Origin of the sequence: Kribbella sp. NPDC051620, from assembly GCF_044453825.1 — a bacterium.
Taxonomy (GTDB): domain Bacteria; phylum Actinomycetota; class Actinomycetes; order Propionibacteriales; family Kribbellaceae; genus Kribbella.
In genome coordinates, this window is sequence record NZ_JBITDB010000010.1 from 66,405 (window position 1) to 84,087 (window position 17,683).

General features: G+C 68.4%; 19 protein-coding genes. 10 read left to right on the plus strand and 9 right to left on the minus strand.

Annotated elements, in window-relative coordinates:
• Positions 1 to 134 precede the first annotated feature (134 nt).
• The 3 genes from ACIA12_RS38280 (at position 135) to ACIA12_RS38290 (ending at position 2,518) form a co-directional block, all read left to right on the plus strand.
• Positions 135 to 1,433 (plus strand): sensor histidine kinase, encoded by a 1,299-nt coding sequence (locus tag ACIA12_RS38280; protein WP_396372362.1) that lies wholly within the window; start codon positions 135 to 137, stop codon positions 1,431 to 1,433.
• Positions 1,385 to 2,032, plus strand: coding sequence for a response regulator (locus ACIA12_RS38285; protein WP_396372363.1), 648 nt, complete (start codon positions 1,385 to 1,387; stop codon positions 2,030 to 2,032). Before ACIA12_RS38280 ends, ACIA12_RS38285 begins: the two co-directional genes overlap by 49 nt.
• Positions 2,033 to 2,101: 69 nt before the next feature.
• Entirely contained in the window at positions 2,102 to 2,518 is a 417-nt protein-coding gene (locus ACIA12_RS38290) for a YciI family protein (RefSeq protein WP_396372364.1), read from the plus strand.
• A gap of 1 nt (position 2,519) precedes the next feature.
• On the opposite strand, the gene ACIA12_RS38295 is transcribed toward ACIA12_RS38290, so the two are convergent.
• The 4 genes from ACIA12_RS38295 to ACIA12_RS38310 form a co-directional block, all read right to left on the minus strand.
• On the minus strand, positions 2,520 to 3,251 hold the full coding sequence (locus tag ACIA12_RS38295; RefSeq protein WP_396372365.1) for an amino acid ABC transporter ATP-binding protein: 732 nt from the start codon (positions 3,249 to 3,251) through the stop codon (positions 2,520 to 2,522).
• Entirely contained in the window at positions 3,248 to 4,075 is an 828-nt protein-coding gene (locus tag ACIA12_RS38300) for an amino acid ABC transporter permease (RefSeq protein ID WP_396372366.1), read from the minus strand. Before ACIA12_RS38300 ends, ACIA12_RS38295 begins: the two co-directional genes overlap by 4 nt.
• Before the next feature lie 74 nt (positions 4,076 to 4,149).
• Positions 4,150 to 5,010, minus strand: a complete 861-nt coding sequence (locus ACIA12_RS38305; RefSeq protein WP_396372367.1) for an ABC transporter substrate-binding protein — start codon at positions 5,008 to 5,010, stop codon at positions 4,150 to 4,152.
• On the minus strand, positions 5,007 to 5,831 hold the full coding sequence (locus ACIA12_RS38310) for a helix-turn-helix domain-containing protein (RefSeq protein WP_396372368.1): 825 nt from the start codon (positions 5,829 to 5,831) through the stop codon (positions 5,007 to 5,009). The genes ACIA12_RS38305 and ACIA12_RS38310 overlap by 4 nt, the downstream gene beginning before the upstream one ends.
• Positions 5,832 to 5,880: 49 nt before the next feature.
• On the opposite strand from ACIA12_RS38310, the gene ACIA12_RS38315 reads away from it, so the two are divergent.
• A complete protein-coding gene (locus ACIA12_RS38315) occupies positions 5,881 to 6,669 on the plus strand; it encodes a phytanoyl-CoA dioxygenase family protein (protein WP_396372369.1) in 789 nt (262 codons plus the stop codon).
• A 5-nt stretch (positions 6,670 to 6,674) separates the two neighbouring features.
• Here the strand turns inward: ACIA12_RS38315 and ACIA12_RS38320 are convergent, their stop codons facing one another.
• The 4 genes from ACIA12_RS38320 to ACIA12_RS38335 form a co-directional block, all read right to left on the minus strand.
• The gene (locus tag ACIA12_RS38320; protein ID WP_396372370.1) at positions 6,675 to 8,453 is read right to left on the minus strand and encodes a 3-hydroxyacyl-CoA dehydrogenase family protein; all 1,779 of its coding nucleotides are present in this window, start codon (positions 8,451 to 8,453) and stop codon (positions 6,675 to 6,677) included.
• Positions 8,454 to 8,517: 64 nt separating this feature from the next.
• The gene (locus ACIA12_RS38325) at positions 8,518 to 8,970 is read right to left on the minus strand and encodes an NUDIX domain-containing protein (RefSeq protein ID WP_396372371.1); all 453 of its coding nucleotides are present in this window, start codon (positions 8,968 to 8,970) and stop codon (positions 8,518 to 8,520) included.
• Positions 8,967 to 9,329, minus strand: coding sequence for a hypothetical protein (locus tag ACIA12_RS38330; RefSeq protein WP_396372372.1), 363 nt, complete (start codon positions 9,327 to 9,329; stop codon positions 8,967 to 8,969). The genes ACIA12_RS38325 and ACIA12_RS38330 overlap by 4 nt, the downstream gene beginning before the upstream one ends.
• Positions 9,330 to 9,354: 25 nt before the next feature.
• Positions 9,355 to 9,678 (minus strand): hypothetical protein, encoded by a 324-nt coding sequence (locus ACIA12_RS38335; RefSeq protein ID WP_396372373.1) that lies wholly within the window; start codon positions 9,676 to 9,678, stop codon positions 9,355 to 9,357.
• 73 nt (positions 9,679 to 9,751) lie between these two features.
• Between ACIA12_RS38335 and nucS the strand changes: the two genes are divergently transcribed.
• From nucS to ACIA12_RS38360, 5 genes are all read left to right on the plus strand, one after another.
• Complete coding sequence (gene nucS, locus ACIA12_RS38340; RefSeq protein ID WP_396372374.1) at positions 9,752 to 10,411, plus strand: endonuclease NucS; 660 nt, start codon at positions 9,752 to 9,754, stop codon at positions 10,409 to 10,411.
• Between the two features lie 91 nt (positions 10,412 to 10,502).
• Positions 10,503 to 10,778, plus strand: a complete 276-nt coding sequence (locus ACIA12_RS38345) for a hypothetical protein (protein WP_328335311.1) — start codon at positions 10,503 to 10,505, stop codon at positions 10,776 to 10,778.
• A gap of 63 nt (positions 10,779 to 10,841) precedes the next feature.
• Positions 10,842 to 12,662, plus strand: a complete 1,821-nt coding sequence (glmS, locus tag ACIA12_RS38350; RefSeq protein WP_396372375.1) for a glutamine--fructose-6-phosphate transaminase (isomerizing) — start codon at positions 10,842 to 10,844, stop codon at positions 12,660 to 12,662.
• A gap of 113 nt (positions 12,663 to 12,775) precedes the next feature.
• Positions 12,776 to 13,882, plus strand: coding sequence for an esterase-like activity of phytase family protein (locus ACIA12_RS38355; RefSeq protein WP_396372376.1), 1,107 nt, complete (start codon positions 12,776 to 12,778; stop codon positions 13,880 to 13,882).
• A gap of 579 nt (positions 13,883 to 14,461) precedes the next feature.
• The gene (locus tag ACIA12_RS38360; RefSeq protein ID WP_396372377.1) at positions 14,462 to 15,379 is read left to right on the plus strand and encodes an FAD-dependent oxidoreductase; all 918 of its coding nucleotides are present in this window, start codon (positions 14,462 to 14,464) and stop codon (positions 15,377 to 15,379) included.
• Here the strand turns inward: ACIA12_RS38360 and ACIA12_RS38365 are convergent.
• A complete protein-coding gene (locus ACIA12_RS38365) occupies positions 15,376 to 17,178 on the minus strand; it encodes an ABC transporter ATP-binding protein (RefSeq protein ID WP_396372378.1) in 1,803 nt (600 codons plus the stop codon). The two genes, ACIA12_RS38360 and ACIA12_RS38365, sit on opposite strands and share 4 nt — an antisense overlap.
• 87 nt (positions 17,179 to 17,265) lie before the next feature.
• Here ACIA12_RS38365 and ACIA12_RS38370 point away from each other — a divergent pair, with 87 nt between their 5' ends.
• Positions 17,266 to 17,682, plus strand: coding sequence for a MarR family winged helix-turn-helix transcriptional regulator (locus ACIA12_RS38370; RefSeq protein WP_396372379.1), 417 nt, complete (start codon positions 17,266 to 17,268; stop codon positions 17,680 to 17,682).
• The last annotated feature ends 1 nt before the right edge of the window (position 17,683 follow it).

Consider the following 17,683-nt stretch of genomic DNA (forward strand, 5'->3'; position numbering starts at 1 on the left):
GTGCAACCAGCCTGTGCCGCGAACCATCCGAAAGCATGAGTGCTACTACCTCAGTACGCCGGGGTGCCACCGCCCACCCGACGGTGGAGCTAACACCACTGAGCCCGGCCTGGCTCTCCGTCATGATGGTCGGTATGACGATCACACAGCAGGCGCCGAGGGTGCCGATCCGGTTCCCGGCGCTCGCTCAGCCCTTCGTCGCGCTCGGGCTGGCGATCCTGGCCGAGATCGGGATCGCGTTCTTCGTTCTCAACGTGGTGGCGGTGCCGCTGATCGCGGTCTGGGTCGGCATCCCGCTGCTGCTGGTCTTCGTGCCGTGCGCCCGCTGGTTCGCGAACTGTCACCGGGTGATCTACGGCGGCATCCTCGGCCAGCCGATCGCCAGGCCGTACAAGAAGCCCCCGATGAAGGGCTTGCTGATGTGGCTGCGGACGACGCTGAGCGATCCGGCGACCTGGCGCGACATCGCCTGGCTGCTGGTGAACGCGGTGGTCGGCTTCACCCTGAACCTGCTGTCGGCCGTCCTGTTCCTGGCCTCGATCTTCTACCTGATCTACCCGTTCCTGGTCTGGGTGACGCCCGACGGCGTCTTCACCGAGCCCTTCGGCGGGCTGTTCAGCGTCAACGTGGCGACCAGCTTCGTGATGATCCCCTTCGGCCTGATCGCGTTCATGATCTGGCTCGGCGCGGGTGAGCGGCTGCTCAAGGCGAGCGCCTACCTCGGCAAGTCGCTGCTCGGCCCGACCGAGAGCGCGCAACTGGCGATCCGGGTCCGTGCGCTGGCCGAGTCGCGCGCCGAGACCGTCGACACCCAGGCGGCCGAGCTGCGCCGGATCGAGCGCGATCTGCATGACGGCGCGCAGGCCCGGCTCGCGGCGCTGAGCATGAACCTTGGTATGGCCGAGGAGATGGTCGCCCGCGACCCCGCCCAGGCGGCCGCCCTGCTCACCGAGGCCCGCGAGTCCGCCAGTACTGCGCTCTCCGAGCTGCGCGATCTGGTCCGTGGCATCCACCCGCCGGTGCTGGCCGACCGAGGCCTCGAAGGCGCGGTCAAGGCGCTTGCCCTGAGCATGCCGTTCAAGGTCGACGTGACGATCGACCTGCCCGGCCGGCCGCCGGCGCCGGTGGAGTCCGCGGCGTACTTCGCTGTCGCCGAGGCACTGGCCAACGCGCTCAAACACGCGGCGGCGACGACCGCGTGGGTGCAGCTCAGCCACGAGTACGAGCGGCTGCACATCCTGGTCGGCGACGACGGCGTGGGTGGCGCGACGGTACGGCCCGGCGGCGGTTTGTACGGGATCGAGCGGCGGTTGGCCGCCTTCGACGGTACGTTGACCGTGGCCAGCCCGACCGGCGGGCCGACCACCGTGATCATGGAGTTGCCTTGCGAGTCGTCATCGCTGAAGATCACGCCCTCCTCCGGGATGGCCTGATCCGGCTGCTGGAAGCCCACGACTTCGAAGTACTGGAGGCAGTCGACAACGGCCCCCGGCTGGTCCCGGCGCTCGTCGAGCACCGGCCGGACGTGGCCGTCGTCGACGTCCGGCTGCCCCCGACCTTCACCGACGAGGGGTTGAAGGCAGCCATCGAGGCGCGCCGGCAGGTACCGGGGCTGCCCGTCCTGGTGCTCTCGCAGTACGTCGAACAGCTCTACGCCCGCGAGCTCCTCACCGGGGGCGGCGGCGCGGTCGGCTATCTGCTCAAGGACCGGGTCTCGAACGTGGCCGACTTCCTCGACTCGGTACGCCGGGTCGCGGGCGGCGGTACCGCGATGGACCCGGACGTGATCGGGCAGCTCCTGGCGCGCAACACCCGCGACGAGCCGATCGGGCGACTCACGCCGCGCGAGTCCGAAGTACTGGGGCTGATGGCCGAGGGGCGGTCCAACGCGGCGATCGCGGCGGCGCTGTTCGTCACCGAGAAGGCCGTCTCGAAACACACCAACAACATCTTCTCCAAGCTCGACCTGCCCCCGTCGGAGGACGACAACCGGCGGGTGATGGCAGTCCTCACGTATTTGTCGTCGCGCTGATGTAGAGAACCGGGCGCCGGCTTCGTCCCTGGGGGTAAGCGGCACCTGAATCGATAGGAGTTGTTCGAGATGACGAAGTTCCTGCTGATCGTGGACTACCAGCCCGGCGTGATCGACACGCCGATGACCGAGTGGGCGCCCGAGGACGTCAAGGCGCACATGGCGTACTACACGGCGCTCAACGACGAGCTCCGGGCCAGTGGCGAGCTGGTCGAACACCTCGCCCTCAGCTGGCCCGACGAGGCCAAGACGGTGATCTCCGACGGCAAGGCCGCGCCGGTCATCACCGACGGCCCGTTCGTGGAGTCCAAGGAGATGCTGGCCGGCTTCCAGATGGTCGACGTCGAGTCCCTCGACCGCGCCCTGGAGATCGCCGCCCTCGTCTCCCAGGTCCCCGGCCCCGGCGGCATCCCCATCCAGCAACCAATCGGCGTCCGCCGAGTCATGGAAGCCGCCGACTTCGAGGAACTCAACCCACTCGGCTGACTTACAGCCGGATGCGGCGGAGGAATTCCTGGGTGCGGGGTTCGCGGGGGCTCTCCAGGACCTCCGCCGGGGGTCCGACCTCGAGTGGGCGGCCGTTGTCGAGGAAGCACACCTTGTCGGCGACCTGGCGGGCGAAGGTCATTTCGTGGGTGCAGATGAGCATTGTCATGCCCTCGGAGCTCAGTTCGCGGAGGAGATCGAGGACCTCGCCGACCAGTTCGGGGTCGAGGGCTGAGGTGACCTCGTCGAGCAGCATCAGCTTGGGTGAGTTGACCAGGGCCCGGGCGATGGCGGCGCGTTGCTGCTGGCCGCCGGAGAGTTCGTCGGGTTTGGCCGAGGCCTTGTCGGCCAGGCCAACCCGGTCGAGCATCCGCAAGGCCTGGGTGCGGGCGAGGTCGCGGGGTACGCGATGGACGCGGATCGGGGCCAGCGTCACGTTGTCCAGTACCGACAGGTGCGGGAAGAGGTTGTAGGACTGGAAGACGATGCCGATGCCGGAACGGACCTTGTCGGTGTCGATCCGCGGGTCGGTGATGTCGGCGCCGTCGAGCTCGATCACCCCGTCGTCGACGGTCTCCAGCAGGTTCACGCAGCGCAGCAGGGTCGACTTGCCGGAACCGGAGGCGCCGATCAGGACGACGCACTCCCCGGCCTCGACGTCCAGGCTGAAGTCGTCCAGCACGAGGTTGCTGCCGAAGGACTTCCGCACCTTGTGGATGGACAGCAGGCTCACACCACACCTCCCCCGGCGCCGTACCAGCCTTGCCGTCGGGCGATGAAGTCAGTCAACCGGGTCAGCGGGATCGTCAGGGCGACGAACAGCAGGCCGGCGACGACGTACGGGGTGAAGTTGAAGTCCTCGGCCGTCTCCAGCTGGGCCGCGCGGATCGCGTCGATGACGCCCAGGACCGCGATCAGCCCGGAGTCCTTCTGCAGCGAGACGAAGTCGTTGAGCAGGGGCGGGAGCACCCGGCGTACGGCTTGAGGCAGTACTACGAAGCGCAGCGTCTGCTGGTGCGACAACCCGAGAGAGCGTGCCGCGGCCCGCTGGGACGGATGGATCGACTCGATGCCCGCGCGGAAGACCTCGGCGACGTATGACGAGTAGGTGAGCACCAGCGCGGCGCCACCCCAGATGACCGCCTGGTTGGGCAAACCACGCAACTGCAGCGCCGGTACGCCGAAGCCGAGCAGGAAGATCACCAGCAGCAGAGGCAGGCCGCGGAAGATGTCCGTGTAGGCGGCCGCGAAGATCCGGAACGGGAAGAAGATCGGCCCGCGCAGCGTCCGCATGATCGCCAGCGTCAGTCCGAAGACGACGATCAGCACAGCGCAGACGAGCATCACCCGGACGTTCAGCCACAACCCCTGCGCAACGACCGGCAACGCCTCCCAGCCACGATGGAAGTCGAAAAAGGTCGCCCGCACCCGCGGCCACCCCGGCGTCGACCCGACCCCGAAAACAACCAGCACCAACACCACCACGGTGCTGATCCCGGCGATGGCACCGGAGCGAACGGTCTGCCGCCGCCGATAAGCCAACCGCTCCACCTGCACCGCAGACGGCCTCCACCCGCCCGCCGCGGGGCCGTCAGGCTCCGCCGTGCCGCCGGTCGTCCCTGGCTCTCGGCTCACGAGAGTTCGGGGGCGCCTTCCGCGGTCAGCCACTGCTTTTGCAGGGCTGCCAGCGTTCCGTCGGCGCGGAGGGCGTCGACCGCCTGCGAGACGCACGGGGTGAGCTTCGAGCCCTTCGCCAGTACGAAGCCGAACTGTTCGGGCTTGTCCGTCGCCGGGAGCTGGCCGACGATCTTGCCGTCGTCGAGTTGGGCGGCGGTCATGTAGAAGCCGGTCGGCAGGTCGACCACGATGCCGTCGATCTGCTTGTTCTTCAGCGCCTGCACGGCCAAATCGTTGGAGTCGTAGACGGCCGGCTTCTGCTTCGGCTTGATCACGTCCCGCAGCGAGGTGTAGCTCGTCGTCCCGACCTGTGCGCCGAGCTTCGCGTCGACCAGCTGGGCGATCGACGTGGCACCGGCGATCTTGCTGCCCGCCGTCGTGATCACCGTCTGCCGGACGTCGTAGTACCCGGTCGAGAAGTCGACGGCCTTGGCCCGGTCGGCCGAGATCGACACCTGGTTGACATCCACGTCGAACTTCTTCGGTCCGGGCGCGAAGGCGGCGTTGAACTGGACCGTCTGCCACTTCACCTCGCTCGCCTCGAAGCCGAGCTTCTTCGCCACCGCGTAGGTGACGGCCGATTCGTACCCCTTGCCGTTGGCCGGGTCGTCGCCCGAGAACCACGGCTCGTACGCCGGCTTGTCGGTGCCGGCCGAGAACGTCCCGGCGGTCTTCAGCGCCAGTTTGTCCTTGCTACAGGCATCAGCCGAGGACGGCGCGGCCGCAGGACCCGCGGAGTCGTCTTCGGGAGCACAGGCGGAGAGCGCGATGACGGCGAGGGCGGTACCAACGGCCAAGGCTGAACGAGCAGTCATGGCAGCAGCGTAGAGCCCAACTGCCGTCGGTAGTGGGTGGGGCTGTGGCCGGTGTGGTGGCGGAAGCGGGTGGAGAAGTAGAGGGGGTCGGGGAAGCCGACCTCGGTGGCGATGGCGGCGATGGGGCGGGAGGTCAGTTCCAGGAGGCGGGCCGCGGTGTCCAGGCGGCGGCGTTCTACGAACTGTTGAGGGGTGGTGGCGAGTTGGGTGCGGAAGAGGTGGGCGAAGCGAGAGACGGAGAGGGTGCTCTCCCGGGCCAGGACGGCGAGGGAGAGGTCGGCGCGGAGGTTGCGGTCGATGTACTCGATGGCTCGGAGCAGACGGTCGTCGATCTGGGCTGCCTTGGGGTTCTGGGTGTCGCACCAGAGGAGGGCTGCTTCGAGGGCGTTGACGCTGAGGAGTTCGCCTTGGGTGAGGACGCTGTTCTGGTGGCGGACCGCGTCGGACAGGGCGTGGGTGATTCGGTCCGCGGCGGCTGGGCTCGGGTGGAGTTGAAGGATGCCGGGGGCAACTGATGGCCACTCGAGCAGCGGGAGCCAGTCGGGACGTGGATGGAAGTGGGCGAAGAGGAAATGCCAGCGGTCGTCTGTGGTGCTGTAGTCCTGGAGGGTGCCTGGGCGGATGAGGGTGGTGATGCCGGGACCGGCGTGAATGCCGCTGCCGAAGCTGCCTTGACCATCGAGGGTGTGGATCAGGAGCCAGTCCGTCGTACCGCGTCGGCGGTACGTGGCGTAGGCCGGGCCTTCGTCGAATTCGCCGGCCATCAGCCGGCGCACGGTCGGGGTGAAGGAGTCCGCTGTAGCAGGATCTCGAAGGTTCACAGTTCGATAGGGTATCCTCCGCGGACGCTGTCTCCAGGATGCTGGAGACATGACCAGCACAGTTGCAGAGGTGTACGCGCGGGACGGGATCGTCCAGGTCCCGGGCGTGCTCAGTCCGGCCGAAGTCGAGCAGATCAAGGCTGCCTACATGGAGCAGGTCGCCGTGGACCACTCGCTGGCGATCGACGACGGAGTGCCCGCGGAGGACCCGCTCGCGCAGTACCCACGGTTCGTTCATCCGCATCGACGGACCGAGGTGGAAGCCGGGCGGCTGGCGTTGGAGTGGATGCTCGACAGGCGGATCCTCGATGTGGTCGAGACCCTGATCGGGCCCGCATTGGGGGCTCAGTCGATGTTCTACTTCAAGCCGCCGGGCGCGCGGGGCCAGGCGATGCACCAGGACAACACGTTCTTGCGGGCACATCCGGAGACGTGTCTCGCCGCGTGGATCGCGATCGACGACGTGGACGCGGACAACGGCGGGCTGGCGGTGGTACCGGGGTCCCATGAGGTGGAGCTGGTCTGCCCGGAGGAGGCTGATCTGACCGAGTCGTTCACCAATGCCGAGGTGCCCATCCCCGAGGGGCTGAGCAAGGTACAGACCCGGATGAAGGCAGGCGACGTGCTCTTCTTCCACGGCAGCGTCGTGCACGGCTCACGACCGAACACCAGCACGGATCGCTTCCGGCGGTCATTGATCTTCCACTACATCTCAGAAGAGAGCACGGAGATCGCCGGCTTCTACAACCCGCTCGTACGCCCCGACCGCCGCGCAACAGTCATCCCCGAGGCCATCGGCGGCGGCCCCTGCGGCGACTACGCCACCGCGGAGCCGTAAATCCGTCAGCTGGAGTAGTCGCGGAATCCGCGGCCCGTCTTGCGCCCGAGGTAGCCGGCGGTGACGAGGTGTTCGAGCAGCGGGGCCGGGGCGAAGCCGGGCTCCCGGAACTCCAGGTAGAGGGTGCGCTGGATCGCCAGGGAGACGTCCAGGCCGACTACGTCGAGGAGCTCGAACGGACCCATCGGGAGGCGGCAGCCGAGCTTCATGGCGGCGTCGATGTCGTCCACGCCGGCGTAGTGCGCTTCGAGCATCCGGACCGAGTCGTTCAGGTACGGGAAGAGCAGGCCGTTGACGATGAAGCCGGCCCGGTCGCCGCACCGTACCGGATGCTTGCCTGCGGCAACTGCCACGGCGGCGACCGTGTCGGCGACCTCCGGCGAGGTGCTCACCGTGCTGACCACCTCGACGAGCTTCATCACCGGCGCCGGGTTGAAGAAGTGCAGGCCGACGACGTCCGCGGGGCGCTTGGTCGCCATCGCCAGGTCGATCACCGGCAGGCTCGAGGTCGTCGTCGCCAAGACGGCGCCCGGCTTGCAGATCTCGTCGAACGTCTCGAACAGCGCCTGCTTGACGCTGAGCTCCTCGACCACCGCCTCGATCACCAGGTCGGCGTCGGCGAGGTCGTCGAGCTTCGCGGTACCGGTGATCCGGGTCAGGGCCGAGTCGCGCTCCTCGGAGGAGAGCTTGCCGCGCTGGACGCCCTTCTCCAGCGACCGTTCGAGCGCCGCGCGGACCCGGTCGACCTTTTCGGTGCCGCGGGCGACGTACAAGACGTCGTACCCGGCCTTGGCGCAGACCTCGATGATGCCGACCGCCATCGTGCCGGAGCCGACGACGCCGATCTGCTGGACCGCCCGGACCGCCGGTGCGCCGCCCTCGTCCGAGGGAGTCAGGTCGTCATCGACGATGACCGGCGAGTCGGGCGACTCATAGGTGTAGAAGCCGCGGCCGGTCTTGCGGCCGAGCAGCCCGGCGGTGACCATCTGCTTGAGGATCGGGGCCGGCGCGTGCAGCCGGTTGCGGCCCTGCTTGTACATCGTGTCGAGGATCTCGTACGCCGTGTCGAGGCCGATCAGGTCGAGCAGCGCCAGCGGACCCATCGGATAGCCGCAGCCCAGCCGCATCGCCGCGTCGACGTCCTCGCGGGTGGCGTAGTGCGACTCGACCATCGAGACCGCGTGGTTGAGGTACCCGAACAGCAGCGCGTTGGCGATGAAGCCGGCCCGGTCGGCCGCGACGACGGGAACCTTCTCCAGCTTGCGGGCCAGCGCGATGACGTCGTCGACCACGTCCGGCTCGGTGACGACGGTCTTGATCACCTCGACGAACTCCTGCACCGGCGCGGGGTTGAAGAAGTGCATGCCGACCACGCGGCGCGGGCGCTGGGTGGCGACGGAGATCTCGGTCACCGACAACGACGAGGTGTTGGTGGCCAGGATGGCGTCCTCGCGGACCACCTTGTCGAGCGCGGAGAAGATCTCGCGCTTCAGCTCGAGCCGCTCGATCACGGCCTCGATCACCAGGTCGCAGTCGGCCAGCGCCTCGATCTCGGTGGCGAAGGTGACCCGGTCGAACAGCGCCTGCTGGTCCTCGGGCGACAGCTTGCCGCGCTTCACGGCGCGGTCGGTCGAGTGCTGGATGTGCCCGCGGCCGCGCTCGACCGCCTGCTCGTCACGCTCCACGCCGACGACGCTCAGCCCGTGCCGGGCGAACACCTCCGCGATACCGGCACCCATCGTGCCGAGACCCACCACTCCGACCGTCTTCAGTTCGCGCGCCATGGCTCGAAGTGTGCCAGTCGCCACACTGGTCCGCACATGAGCTGTGTCACGACGGTTGGCAAGGTCACACCTCGTCGACCACCAGCGGGGTCCTGGTCCAGTCGTCAAGGAGGCGATCCTGGGCTGTGACGGCTGCCAGGGCTTGCGCGATGGAGGGCGGTCTGACATCTCGTACCGCGAGTTGGCTCGGGTCGAGCCAGACGGGTCGATAGGTGCCCGCTCTCGAGTGCGCGGGGCTGGCCAGCTCGTCGCCCGTACCGGTGCCGAACTCACCGCCCAGCACTTCGGCGCGGTAGTAGTACTGCGTGCTGCCGCGGAAGTTGACCACCGCGAGGAGTCCATCGACGCGCACGATCAGTCCGAGTTCTTCGTGGGACTCGCGGACGGCCGCCTCCTGCGGGGTCTCGCCGTCCTCGACTCCCCCGCCGGGCAGCGTGTAGTAGGTCATGCCGTCGCGGACCCGCTCGATCGCGGCGACTCCGTTGCCCGTGAGCAGGACGATGCCGGCGCGGATCATCCCGGCGTACCTCCTGGAGCGACCACGTACCAGCCGTCGCCTTCGTGCTCGATCACCGCTGGTACGTCGATGCTGAGGTCGAGTTCCGGGGCGATCACCACCACAGTCTCCCCTCGATGCTGATCCGCAATCCCCCGCAAGACGTCCTCAACCGGCCACTGCTCTGCCTGGGTCGCGTCCGCCTGGGCCAGATGTTGTGGGCGCAGGACCGTCAAGCTGACCCCCAGGTCATCCGCCAGCGCGGCGGCTGGCTCCGCCACCGCTGGCGTGGCGTAGACGGCGGCGATCCGCTCGCCGGCCAGCCGCTCCCGGGAGCCGGACGGCAGCAGGATCAGCCGGGCGGGGCACATCAGGTTCATAGGAGAGCCGTGGGGTGTGTCGGGGTCACGGGCGGACGAAGGCTAGGGCTTGTTCGGCGTAGTGGGGCCAGGTGGTGGAGTGTTCGAGGGGGATGACGACCCATTCCTTCATCGGGCGGCCCATGCCTGGGTCGAAGGCTTCGGCGCCGGGGAGTTTCAGGGCTTCCTCGCGGGGTCCGGGTGGGAGTTTGAAGGTCATCGCGTCGCCGAACAGGCCGGCCAGCATCTTCTTCTCGATCTTCAGGCAGGGCATGCCGAACATGCTGCCCTCGACCACACCTTCGTCGGCGAGTCCCTTGGCGACCGCGTCGTACTCCAACCGCGTCTTCAGGCTGATCTTCGGCTTCATGAACCACAGCTTCTCACCCGGCACGGCAGGGCGGCATGGGGTTGCGGGCCGGATTGGACTACGGTGCTTTCTCGTGCGCCTGGTGATTGCTCGTTGCTCAGTGGACTACTCCGGCCGGCTGACCGCCCATCTTCCGATGGCGCCCCGGCTGCTGATGGTGAAGGCGGACGGGTCCGTGCTGATCCACGCCGACGGCGGGTCGTACAAGCCGCTGAACTGGATGTCCCCGCCGTGCAAGCTGACGGAGGAAGAGGGCGTCTGGAGCGTCACCAACAAGGCCGGCGAGGAGTTGCGGATCACCTTCGAGGAGGTGCTGAGCGACTCGTCGTACGAGCTGGGGCTGGACCCGGGGCTGATCAAGGACGGGGTCGAGGCGCACCTGCAGGAGCTGCTGGCCGAGCACGTGCACACCTTCGGCGAGGGGTTCACGCTGGTACGCCGGGAGTACCCGACCGCGATCGGGCCGGTCGACCTGCTCTGCCGCGACGCGGACGGCAAGCACGTCGCCGTCGAGATCAAGCGCCGCGGCGAGATCGACGGCGTCGAACAGCTCACCCGGTACATCGAACTGCTCAACCGCGACCCGCTGCTGGCCCCGGTCCGCGGCATCTTCGCCGCCCAGCTGATCAAGCCGCAGGCCCAGTTCCTGGCCACCGACCGCGGCCTGGAGTGCGTCACCGTCGACTACGACCTGCTGCGCGGCATGGAGTCCGACGTACTGCGCTTGTTCTGACTCAGCTACAGTGTGTGATCCAGGTAAAGTGTGCCCGAATTCGGGCAGATCTTTGCCAATGAACCTCATTTCGCTGCAGAGTGAGCGGGTGATGAGTGAGGCGGCGGATCCCAGCGAAGACCTCGTTGACCAGGTCAGCCGCACCACCGGACTGACGCCGGACGACGCCCGCCGGGTGGTCGCCGACGTCCTGGCCTACTTCACCGAGACGACCGAGCAGTACGTCCGGCGCCGGCACCGCGAGCTGCAGACCTACGGCGCCCGCAACGACGAGATCTTCGCCCGGCTCGGCAGCGAGCTGCGGCACTGGCCGGTCCGCTCACCCGAGCTGTCCGCCCGGCAACTGCGCCGGATCGTCTACGGCTAGCTCAATACCTTCCCCGCCCCACCACCCCGGTCAAGAACCCCCACGAAAGGAACACCCCTCCCCATGTGCGGAATCGTCGGATACGTCGGCACCAAGCCTGCCGCGCCGATCCTGGTGGACGGCCTGGCCCGGCTGGAGTACCGCGGCTACGACTCGGCGGGGGTCGCCGTCGTCGGATCCAGCGAGCTGAAGGTGCACAAGGACGCCGGCCGGGTCCGTGAGCTGGAGGCCTCGCTGCCCAAGCGGTTCGGCGGCAAGCTCGGCATCGGGCACACCCGCTGGGCCACCCACGGCGGCCCGAGCAAGGACAACGCGCACCCGCACGCCAGCGGCAACGAGCGGATCGCCGTCGTCCACAACGGCATCTTCGACAACGCCGGGGCGCTGCGCCGCCAGCTCGAGGAGGCCGGCGTCAAGCTGCGCTCCGAGACCGACACCGAGGTGCTCGCGCACCTGATCGAGCAGTCCGACGGCGCCACCCTCGAGGAGAAGGTGATGGCCGCGCTGCGCCGGATCGAGGGCACCTACGGCATCGCCGTGGTCGACCTGGACTTCCCCGACCGGATCGTGGTCGCCCGCAACGGCAGCCCGCTGATCCTCGGCATCGGCGACGGCGAGATGCACGTCGCCTCCGACGCCGCCGCGCTGATCCGCTACACCCGCCAGGTCGTCTACCTGGACGACGGCGAGATGGCCACCGTCAAGGCCGACGGCTACCGCACCTTCACCCAGGACGCCGCCCCGACCACCAAGACCGCCAAGACGGTCGAGTGGGAGGCCGACGAGTACGAGCGCGGCCTGCACGAGCACTTCATGATGAAGGAGATCCACGAGCAGCCGGAGGCCGTCCAGCGGGCGCTTCGGGGCCGCCTGGACGAGCGCTTCCACACCGTCCACCTGGGCGGCCTCAACATGGACGCTCGGGAGGCCCGGGAGATCAAGCGGGTCAAGATCCTCGGCTGCGGTTCGGCGTACTACGCCGGCCAGATGGGCGCCCAGTTCATCGAGGAGGTGGCCCGGATCCCCGCCGACGCCGAGCCGGCGTCGGAGTTCCGCTACCGCAACCCGGTGGTCGAGCGCGACACCCTCTACGTCGCGGTCAGCCAGTCCGGCGAGACGCTCGACACGCTGGTCGCGGTCCAGGAGCTGAAGCGCAAGGGCGGCCGGGTGATCGGGCTGGTCAACGCGGTCGGCTCCAGCATCGCCCGCGAGGTCGACGGCGGCGTCTACCTGCACGCCGGCCCGGAGGTCTCGGTCGCGTCGACCAAGGCGCTCACCAACATGGCCGTCGCGTTCGCGATGCTCGGCATCCACCTCGGCCGGATCCGCGACGTCTCCCCCGCCGACGGCCGCCGGCTGATCGAGGGCCTGAAGCGGATCCCCGAGCAGATCCAGGCGATCGTCGACCAGGAGGAGGAGCTGGCCAAGATCGCCGGCCGGCTGGCCAAGCACGAGAGCGTCTTCTACGTCGGCCGGACCCGCGGCTACCCGGTCGCCCGCGAAGGCGCCCAGAAGCTGAAGGAGATCTCGTACCGGCACGCCGAGGCGTACCAGACCTCCGAGCTGAAGCACGGCCCGCTCGCGCTCATCTCGCCGGACGTGCCGAGCGTCGCGATCGTGCCGAAGGACGAGCTGCTCGACCGCAACATCGGCGCCCTGCACGAGATCGCCGCTCGCTCGGGCCCCCTGTACGTCGTCACCCACCCGGGCGTCGAGGTCCCGGACGGCGCCGCCGCGGTGATCGAGGTACCGAAGAACGAGCCGGAGCTCGACCCGATCCTGCTCACCATCCCGCTGCAGATCATCGCGTACTACGCCGCGGTCGCCCTCGGCCACGACGTCGACAAGCCGCGCAACCTGGCCAAGTCGGTCACCGTCGAGTAGTCCCGCATCCCCTTCGAACGCCGGCTGCAGCAACCTGCAGCCGGCGTTCGCCGTTCACTGCCGGGTAGTAGGTTCTGTGGCGGCCCCCAACGCTGACTTTCAGAGGACATCGCATGCACTGGAAGACTCCCCTGGCCGCGACCATCACGCTCGCAGCTCTCGCCACCTCGCTGACCGCCACGGCCGCGCCGCTGATCGATCGCCACGGCAGCGACCCGGCGGCGTGCTCGCCGGACGCGAGCTTCCGCGGCTTCACCGACAGCCTCGACAAGACCTCGTACGCCGGACTGCCCGTGGCCGGTCTCTCCGCGATCAACCTCAACGCGCCGAACCACGCCGTCGCCCTGGTCGACAACGTCACCGACACCCCGGCCCGGGTCTTCGGCCTTCAGCTCGGCGACGACCACGGCAAGCCCGAGGTCGCCGTGGACAGCGTCACGATCCTGCGCCGGCCGGACGGTACGCCGTACAACAACGTCGACTTCGACGGCGAAGGCCTGGTCAACGAGCTGGGCGGCCGCACGATCCTGGCCACCTCCGAACGCGAGCCGTCGATCCGCCGCTTCAGCCTCGCCAGCGGTCTCGAGCTCGCCTCGCTGCCGGTGCCGTCGCGGTTCCAGGTCGCCCCGGCCGGCGAAGCCACCGCCAACGCGACCTTCGAGTCGCTGGCGATCAGTACCAACGGCCGCACCCTGTACGCCGGAATGGAAGGCCCTCTCGCCTCCGACGGCACGGACGCCGCGGGCAGCAGTCGCAACCGGATCCTCCGCTACACGGGCCGGCCCGGTGGCGCGTACACCGTCGCCGCCCAGCTCGCGTACAAGCCCGACCCCGGACTCGCCCTGGTCGAGCTCGCCTACGTGCACAGCGACCAGCTCGTGTCGATGGAGCGGACCTTCACGCCCGGCGTCGGCAACACCATCCGGGTGTTCAGCGTCTCGCTGAAGGGCGCGCAGGACGTGAGCAAGCAGGCGTCGCTCGCAGATGCTCCGGACAGCGTGTACGTGCACAAGAAGCTGCTGTTCGACCTGGTGAACTGCCCGCCGTCCGGCGCGGTCGCCAAGCAGCCGCAGCCGAACCCGTTGCTGGACAACGTCGAAGGCCTCGCCCTCGGCGGGTTCCTGCCGAGCGGTCGCCGCCAGCTCTACCTGATCTCCGACGACAACTTCGGCCCCACCCAGATCACCCGGCTGTACTCACTGGCCGTCGACCTGCACTGATCGTGGCGCGGTGAAGGTGCCGTGGATTCGGCGTTGCCGAGGTGAGGGACTGTGGATCGCTCGCCCACTCCAAAGCAGTTGCCTGAGGCACTTTGTGCATCACCTGGGCATCTCCCGGCCGCGGATCTGCCCACGTCGTGCACAAGGTCGCGCGGATCGGGGCGTTGGGGAGGATTCTCCAGCAACCGGGGAGGCAAATGCCCCCGACCGGGGCTGAAAGCCTCCCCACCTTGCCCCTTGCCCACCCGACCGGCCTTGCCGTCAGCAACCCTGGCACACGACCCGCCTTGCCAAGGTGCTCCATCGGCTCATACCCCTCCGCGGGATCCGCGTAGCTGCGTCTTCCCCTGGTCGTGGTGCTGGGTGTCAAGAGTCGAACTTGTTCGATCCCGAAGGGGCGCGAAGCGCTCTTGACGCCCAGTGCCTCGGCTAGGACACTCCCGCAGCGGAGACCGCGAACCACAGTCCCTCACCACAGCACCCCGCAACCACAGCACCCTCGCCACGAGCAGCAGCCAGCCACTCGGTCGGCAACAGGCTCAGGTAGCGGGAGTGGCTGAGGGGCGACACAATGCGTGAATGCGCGTCATCGTGGTCGGAGCCGGAGTGATCGGGCTCAGTTGTGCTGTCCGGCTGGCGGAGGCCGGGTACGACGTGGCGGTGTTCGCTCGCGATCTGCCGTTGGAGACGACGTCGGGGGTGGCCGCCGCGATCTGGTATCCGTTCCAGTCGGCGGGTGATCGGGTCGCCGGCTGGGCGCGGACGTCGTACCGGGAGTTCGCCGAGCTGGCGCGGAGCGAGCCGTCGGTGCGGCTGCGGCACGGCAAGGAGTACCTGCTCGAGCCGACGCCGGAGCCTGTCTGGGTCGATGTGCTCACTGATCTGGAGCGGGTCGGGTCGCCGCCGCCTGGTTTCCGGGACGGGTGGTCGTTCACCACGCCGGTCGTGGAGATGCCGCTTTACCTGCGGTACTTGGTGAAACGGCTCGAGGCCGCCGGCGGGACGCTCAACCGGGCCCCCTTCTCGGCGCTGCCGAACACGGCACCGATCGTGGTGAACTGCACCGGTCTCGGCGCGCGACTGACCGCGCAGGATCGCACCGTCACGCCGGTCCGCGGGCAGATCTTCACCGTCGAGCAGTTCGGACTCACCGAGTGGCTGATGGCCGACAACGGACCGGAAGAGCTTTGCTACGTCGTACCGCGATCCAACGACGTCGTCGTGGGCGGCACGTCGCAGCCCGACAGCTGGGATCTGGCGGTCGACGAGAAGACCGCCGGCTCGATTCTCGATCGGGCCGCGGTGCTGATTCCTCAACTGCGCAAGGCGAAAATCATCAAGCACCGGGTCGGACTGCGGCCCGCTCGCCCGTCGGTTCGGTGCGAGAGCGTCCGTACCGGCGACCGCCAGGTGATTCACTGCTACGGCCATGGCGGGTCCGGTGTGACGCTGTCGTGGGGTTGCGCCGACGAAGTACTGGCTCTGGTTCAGTCCTAGCTCGCCAGCTGGGCGTAGCGGCCGTTGCTTTCGACCAGGCTGGTGTGGGTTCCGGACTCGATCACCCGGCCGTGGTCGACCACGGCGAGCTGGTCGGCGTCGCGTACGGTCGAGAGCCGGTGGGCGATGGTGATGGTCGTACGTCCCTCCGCTAGGCGGTCGAAGGCCTGCTGGACCGCTCGCTCGGTCTCGGTGTCGAGCGCGCTGGTGGCCTCGTCAAGGACGAGGACACGAGGGTTGCGCAGGAGCGTACGGGCGATGGCGATCCGCTGCTTCTCCCCGCCGGAGAAGCGATGGCCGCGAGATCCGACCATGGTGTCGTAGCCGTCCGGAAGGCCGGAGATCAAATCGTGTACTTGAGCGGCGCGGGCTGCTTCCTCGATCTCGGCGTCGGTCGCGTCGGGCTTGGCGTAGCGGAGGTTCTCGCGCACGGTCGTGTGCAGCAGGTACGTCTCCTGGCTGACGACGCCGACCACCGCGCTGAGATCGGCCAGGCGGAGGTCGCGGAGGTCGATACCGTCGATCGTGACGCGTCCGCTGGTCGGGTCATAGAGTCGGGCGACCAATGAAGCGAGAGTGCTCTTGCCCGATCCGGTCTCGCCGACGAGCGCGAGCGTCGTACCGGCCGGCACGTCCAGGCTGACCCCGGCCACGGCGGCCGTCTCGCTGCCTGGGTAGACGAAAGTGACGTCCTCGAAGCGCACGTGGCCAACGACTCGGGCCGGGTCGATCTCGACCGGGTCGGCCGGATCGTCCACGTCGATCGGCAGGTCCAGGTACTCGAAGATCCGCGCGAACAGGGCCAGCGAACTGGTCAGCGCGACGCCGACGTTGAGCAGTCCCATCAGCGGCCGGAACAGCCCGGCCTGCAGGGTGGTGAACGCGATCAGGGTGCCGATGGACAGCGTTCCGGCGGTCATCGGCAGGCCGGCGCTCAGGTAGATGATCGCCGGGATGGCGGCGAAGATGACGCTCATCGAGGCCATCCGCCAGCGGCCGGCCAGCTCCGAGCGGAGTTCGAGATCGATCAACCGGGTCGACGACGCGGTGAACCGCTCGACCAGGGTCGCGGCGGTGCCCATCGTCTTGCTGAGCTGGATCCCGCTGATCGACAGGCCTTCCTCGACCGTGACGTTGAGATCGGCCAGTTCGCGCTGGCGTTGCGCGGTGATCTCCCGGCGCATCCGGGCGACCTTGCGGGTCAGGTAGATGGCCGGCGGCATCACGACGAGCGAGATCAGCGAGAGCTGCCACGACAACGCGAGCATCGCGACGGCGGTGGCGATCGCGGTGGTCAGGTTGGCGGCGATCGAGGTGGCCGTCGAGGTGACGACCGGCTCCATCCCGCCGATGTCGTTGGTGATCCGGGACTGCACCTCGCCGGTGCGGGTCCGGGTGAAGAAGGCGATCGACTGGCGCTGCAGGTGGGCGAAGACGTCGGTCCGCAGCCGGTGCATGATCTGCTGGCCGACCTTGGTGCTGATCCAGGTCTGGATGACGCCGAGGATCGAGGTGACGGCGGCGACGGCGACCATGCCGATCACCAGCCAGATCAGGAGCTCGAGGTTCTGCTGGGGCAGCGCCTGGTCGATGACGGCGCGCAGCAGGAAGGGTGACGCCATCGCGACCACGGACGATGCGACGATGATCGCCGTGACGATGGCGAGGGAGAGTTTGTGGGTGCTGAAGAGCCGGCCGATCCGGGCCAGCGACACCTCGCGGGCCTGGGCTTTCTCGGCGGCTGTGGCCGACTTCCGGCCGCCTTCGGGGCGGCCACGTTGCTGAGTCTGGTAATCCAAGGCTTACACCGTTCTGTCGGGGTCGGAAGATATGCTGAGGTTACCTCACTATGAGGGTACAACAGGATTGGTTGGTACCGTATTCCCATGGCCGATGACGACGAGGAGACGCTGCCCGAGTCGTTCTGGGGGGTCGCTCGCCAGCTCCGGCATCTGCGCAAGGAGTCGCTGGCCCCGCTGGACATCGCGCCGTCCCATGCGCGCGCCCTCGGGGTCTTGCTGCGCGAGGGACCGCTCCGGCTCAACGAGCTCTCCGACCGCCTTCGCATCGCGGCCCGCTCGGCCACCGAGGTGGTCGACGCCCTGCAGGATCGCGGGTTGGTGGAACGGCGTCCTGATCCGCAGGACCGCCGCGCGACGCTGGTGGCGCCGACCGGCGAAGGGACTCGGGTCGGCGAGGCGATCCGGGCCTCCAACGATGCGGAGGCCGAGGCCTACTTCAGCATCCTCAGCGAGACGGAGCGGGCCGAGCTGGCCGCGATCCTTCGCAAGCTCCGCCGCTGAC

Coding starts and splice junctions, on each gene's coding strand:
- ACIA12_RS38280 (WP_396372362.1), top strand. CDS start 135: ATGACGATCACACAGCAGGCGCCGAGGGTGCCGATCCGGTTCCCGGCG.
- ACIA12_RS38290 (WP_396372364.1), top strand. CDS start 2,102: ATGACGAAGTTCCTGCTGATCGTGGACTACCAGCCCGGCGTGATCGAC.
- ACIA12_RS38305 (WP_396372367.1), bottom strand. CDS start 5,010: ATGACTGCTCGTTCAGCCTTGGCCGTTGGTACCGCCCTCGCCGTCATC.
- ACIA12_RS38355 (WP_396372376.1), top strand. CDS start 12,776: ATGCACTGGAAGACTCCCCTGGCCGCGACCATCACGCTCGCAGCTCTC.
- ACIA12_RS38335 (WP_396372373.1), bottom strand. CDS start 9,678: ATGAAGCCGAAGATCAGCCTGAAGACGCGGTTGGAGTACGACGCGGTC.
- ACIA12_RS38315 (WP_396372369.1), top strand. CDS start 5,881: ATGACCAGCACAGTTGCAGAGGTGTACGCGCGGGACGGGATCGTCCAG.
- ACIA12_RS38370 (WP_396372379.1), top strand. CDS start 17,266: ATGGCCGATGACGACGAGGAGACGCTGCCCGAGTCGTTCTGGGGGGTC.
- ACIA12_RS38345 (WP_328335311.1), top strand. CDS start 10,503: ATGAGTGAGGCGGCGGATCCCAGCGAAGACCTCGTTGACCAGGTCAGC.
- glmS (WP_396372375.1), top strand. CDS start 10,842: ATGTGCGGAATCGTCGGATACGTCGGCACCAAGCCTGCCGCGCCGATC.
- ACIA12_RS38325 (WP_396372371.1), bottom strand. CDS start 8,970: ATGATCCGCGCCGGCATCGTCCTGCTCACGGGCAACGGAGTCGCCGCG.
- ACIA12_RS38320 (WP_396372370.1), bottom strand. CDS start 8,453: ATGGCGCGCGAACTGAAGACGGTCGGAGTGGTGGGTCTCGGCACGATG.
- ACIA12_RS38360 (WP_396372377.1), top strand. CDS start 14,462: ATGCGCGTCATCGTGGTCGGAGCCGGAGTGATCGGGCTCAGTTGTGCT.
- ACIA12_RS38330 (WP_396372372.1), bottom strand. CDS start 9,329: ATGAACCTGATGTGCCCCGCCCGGCTGATCCTGCTGCCGTCCGGCTCC.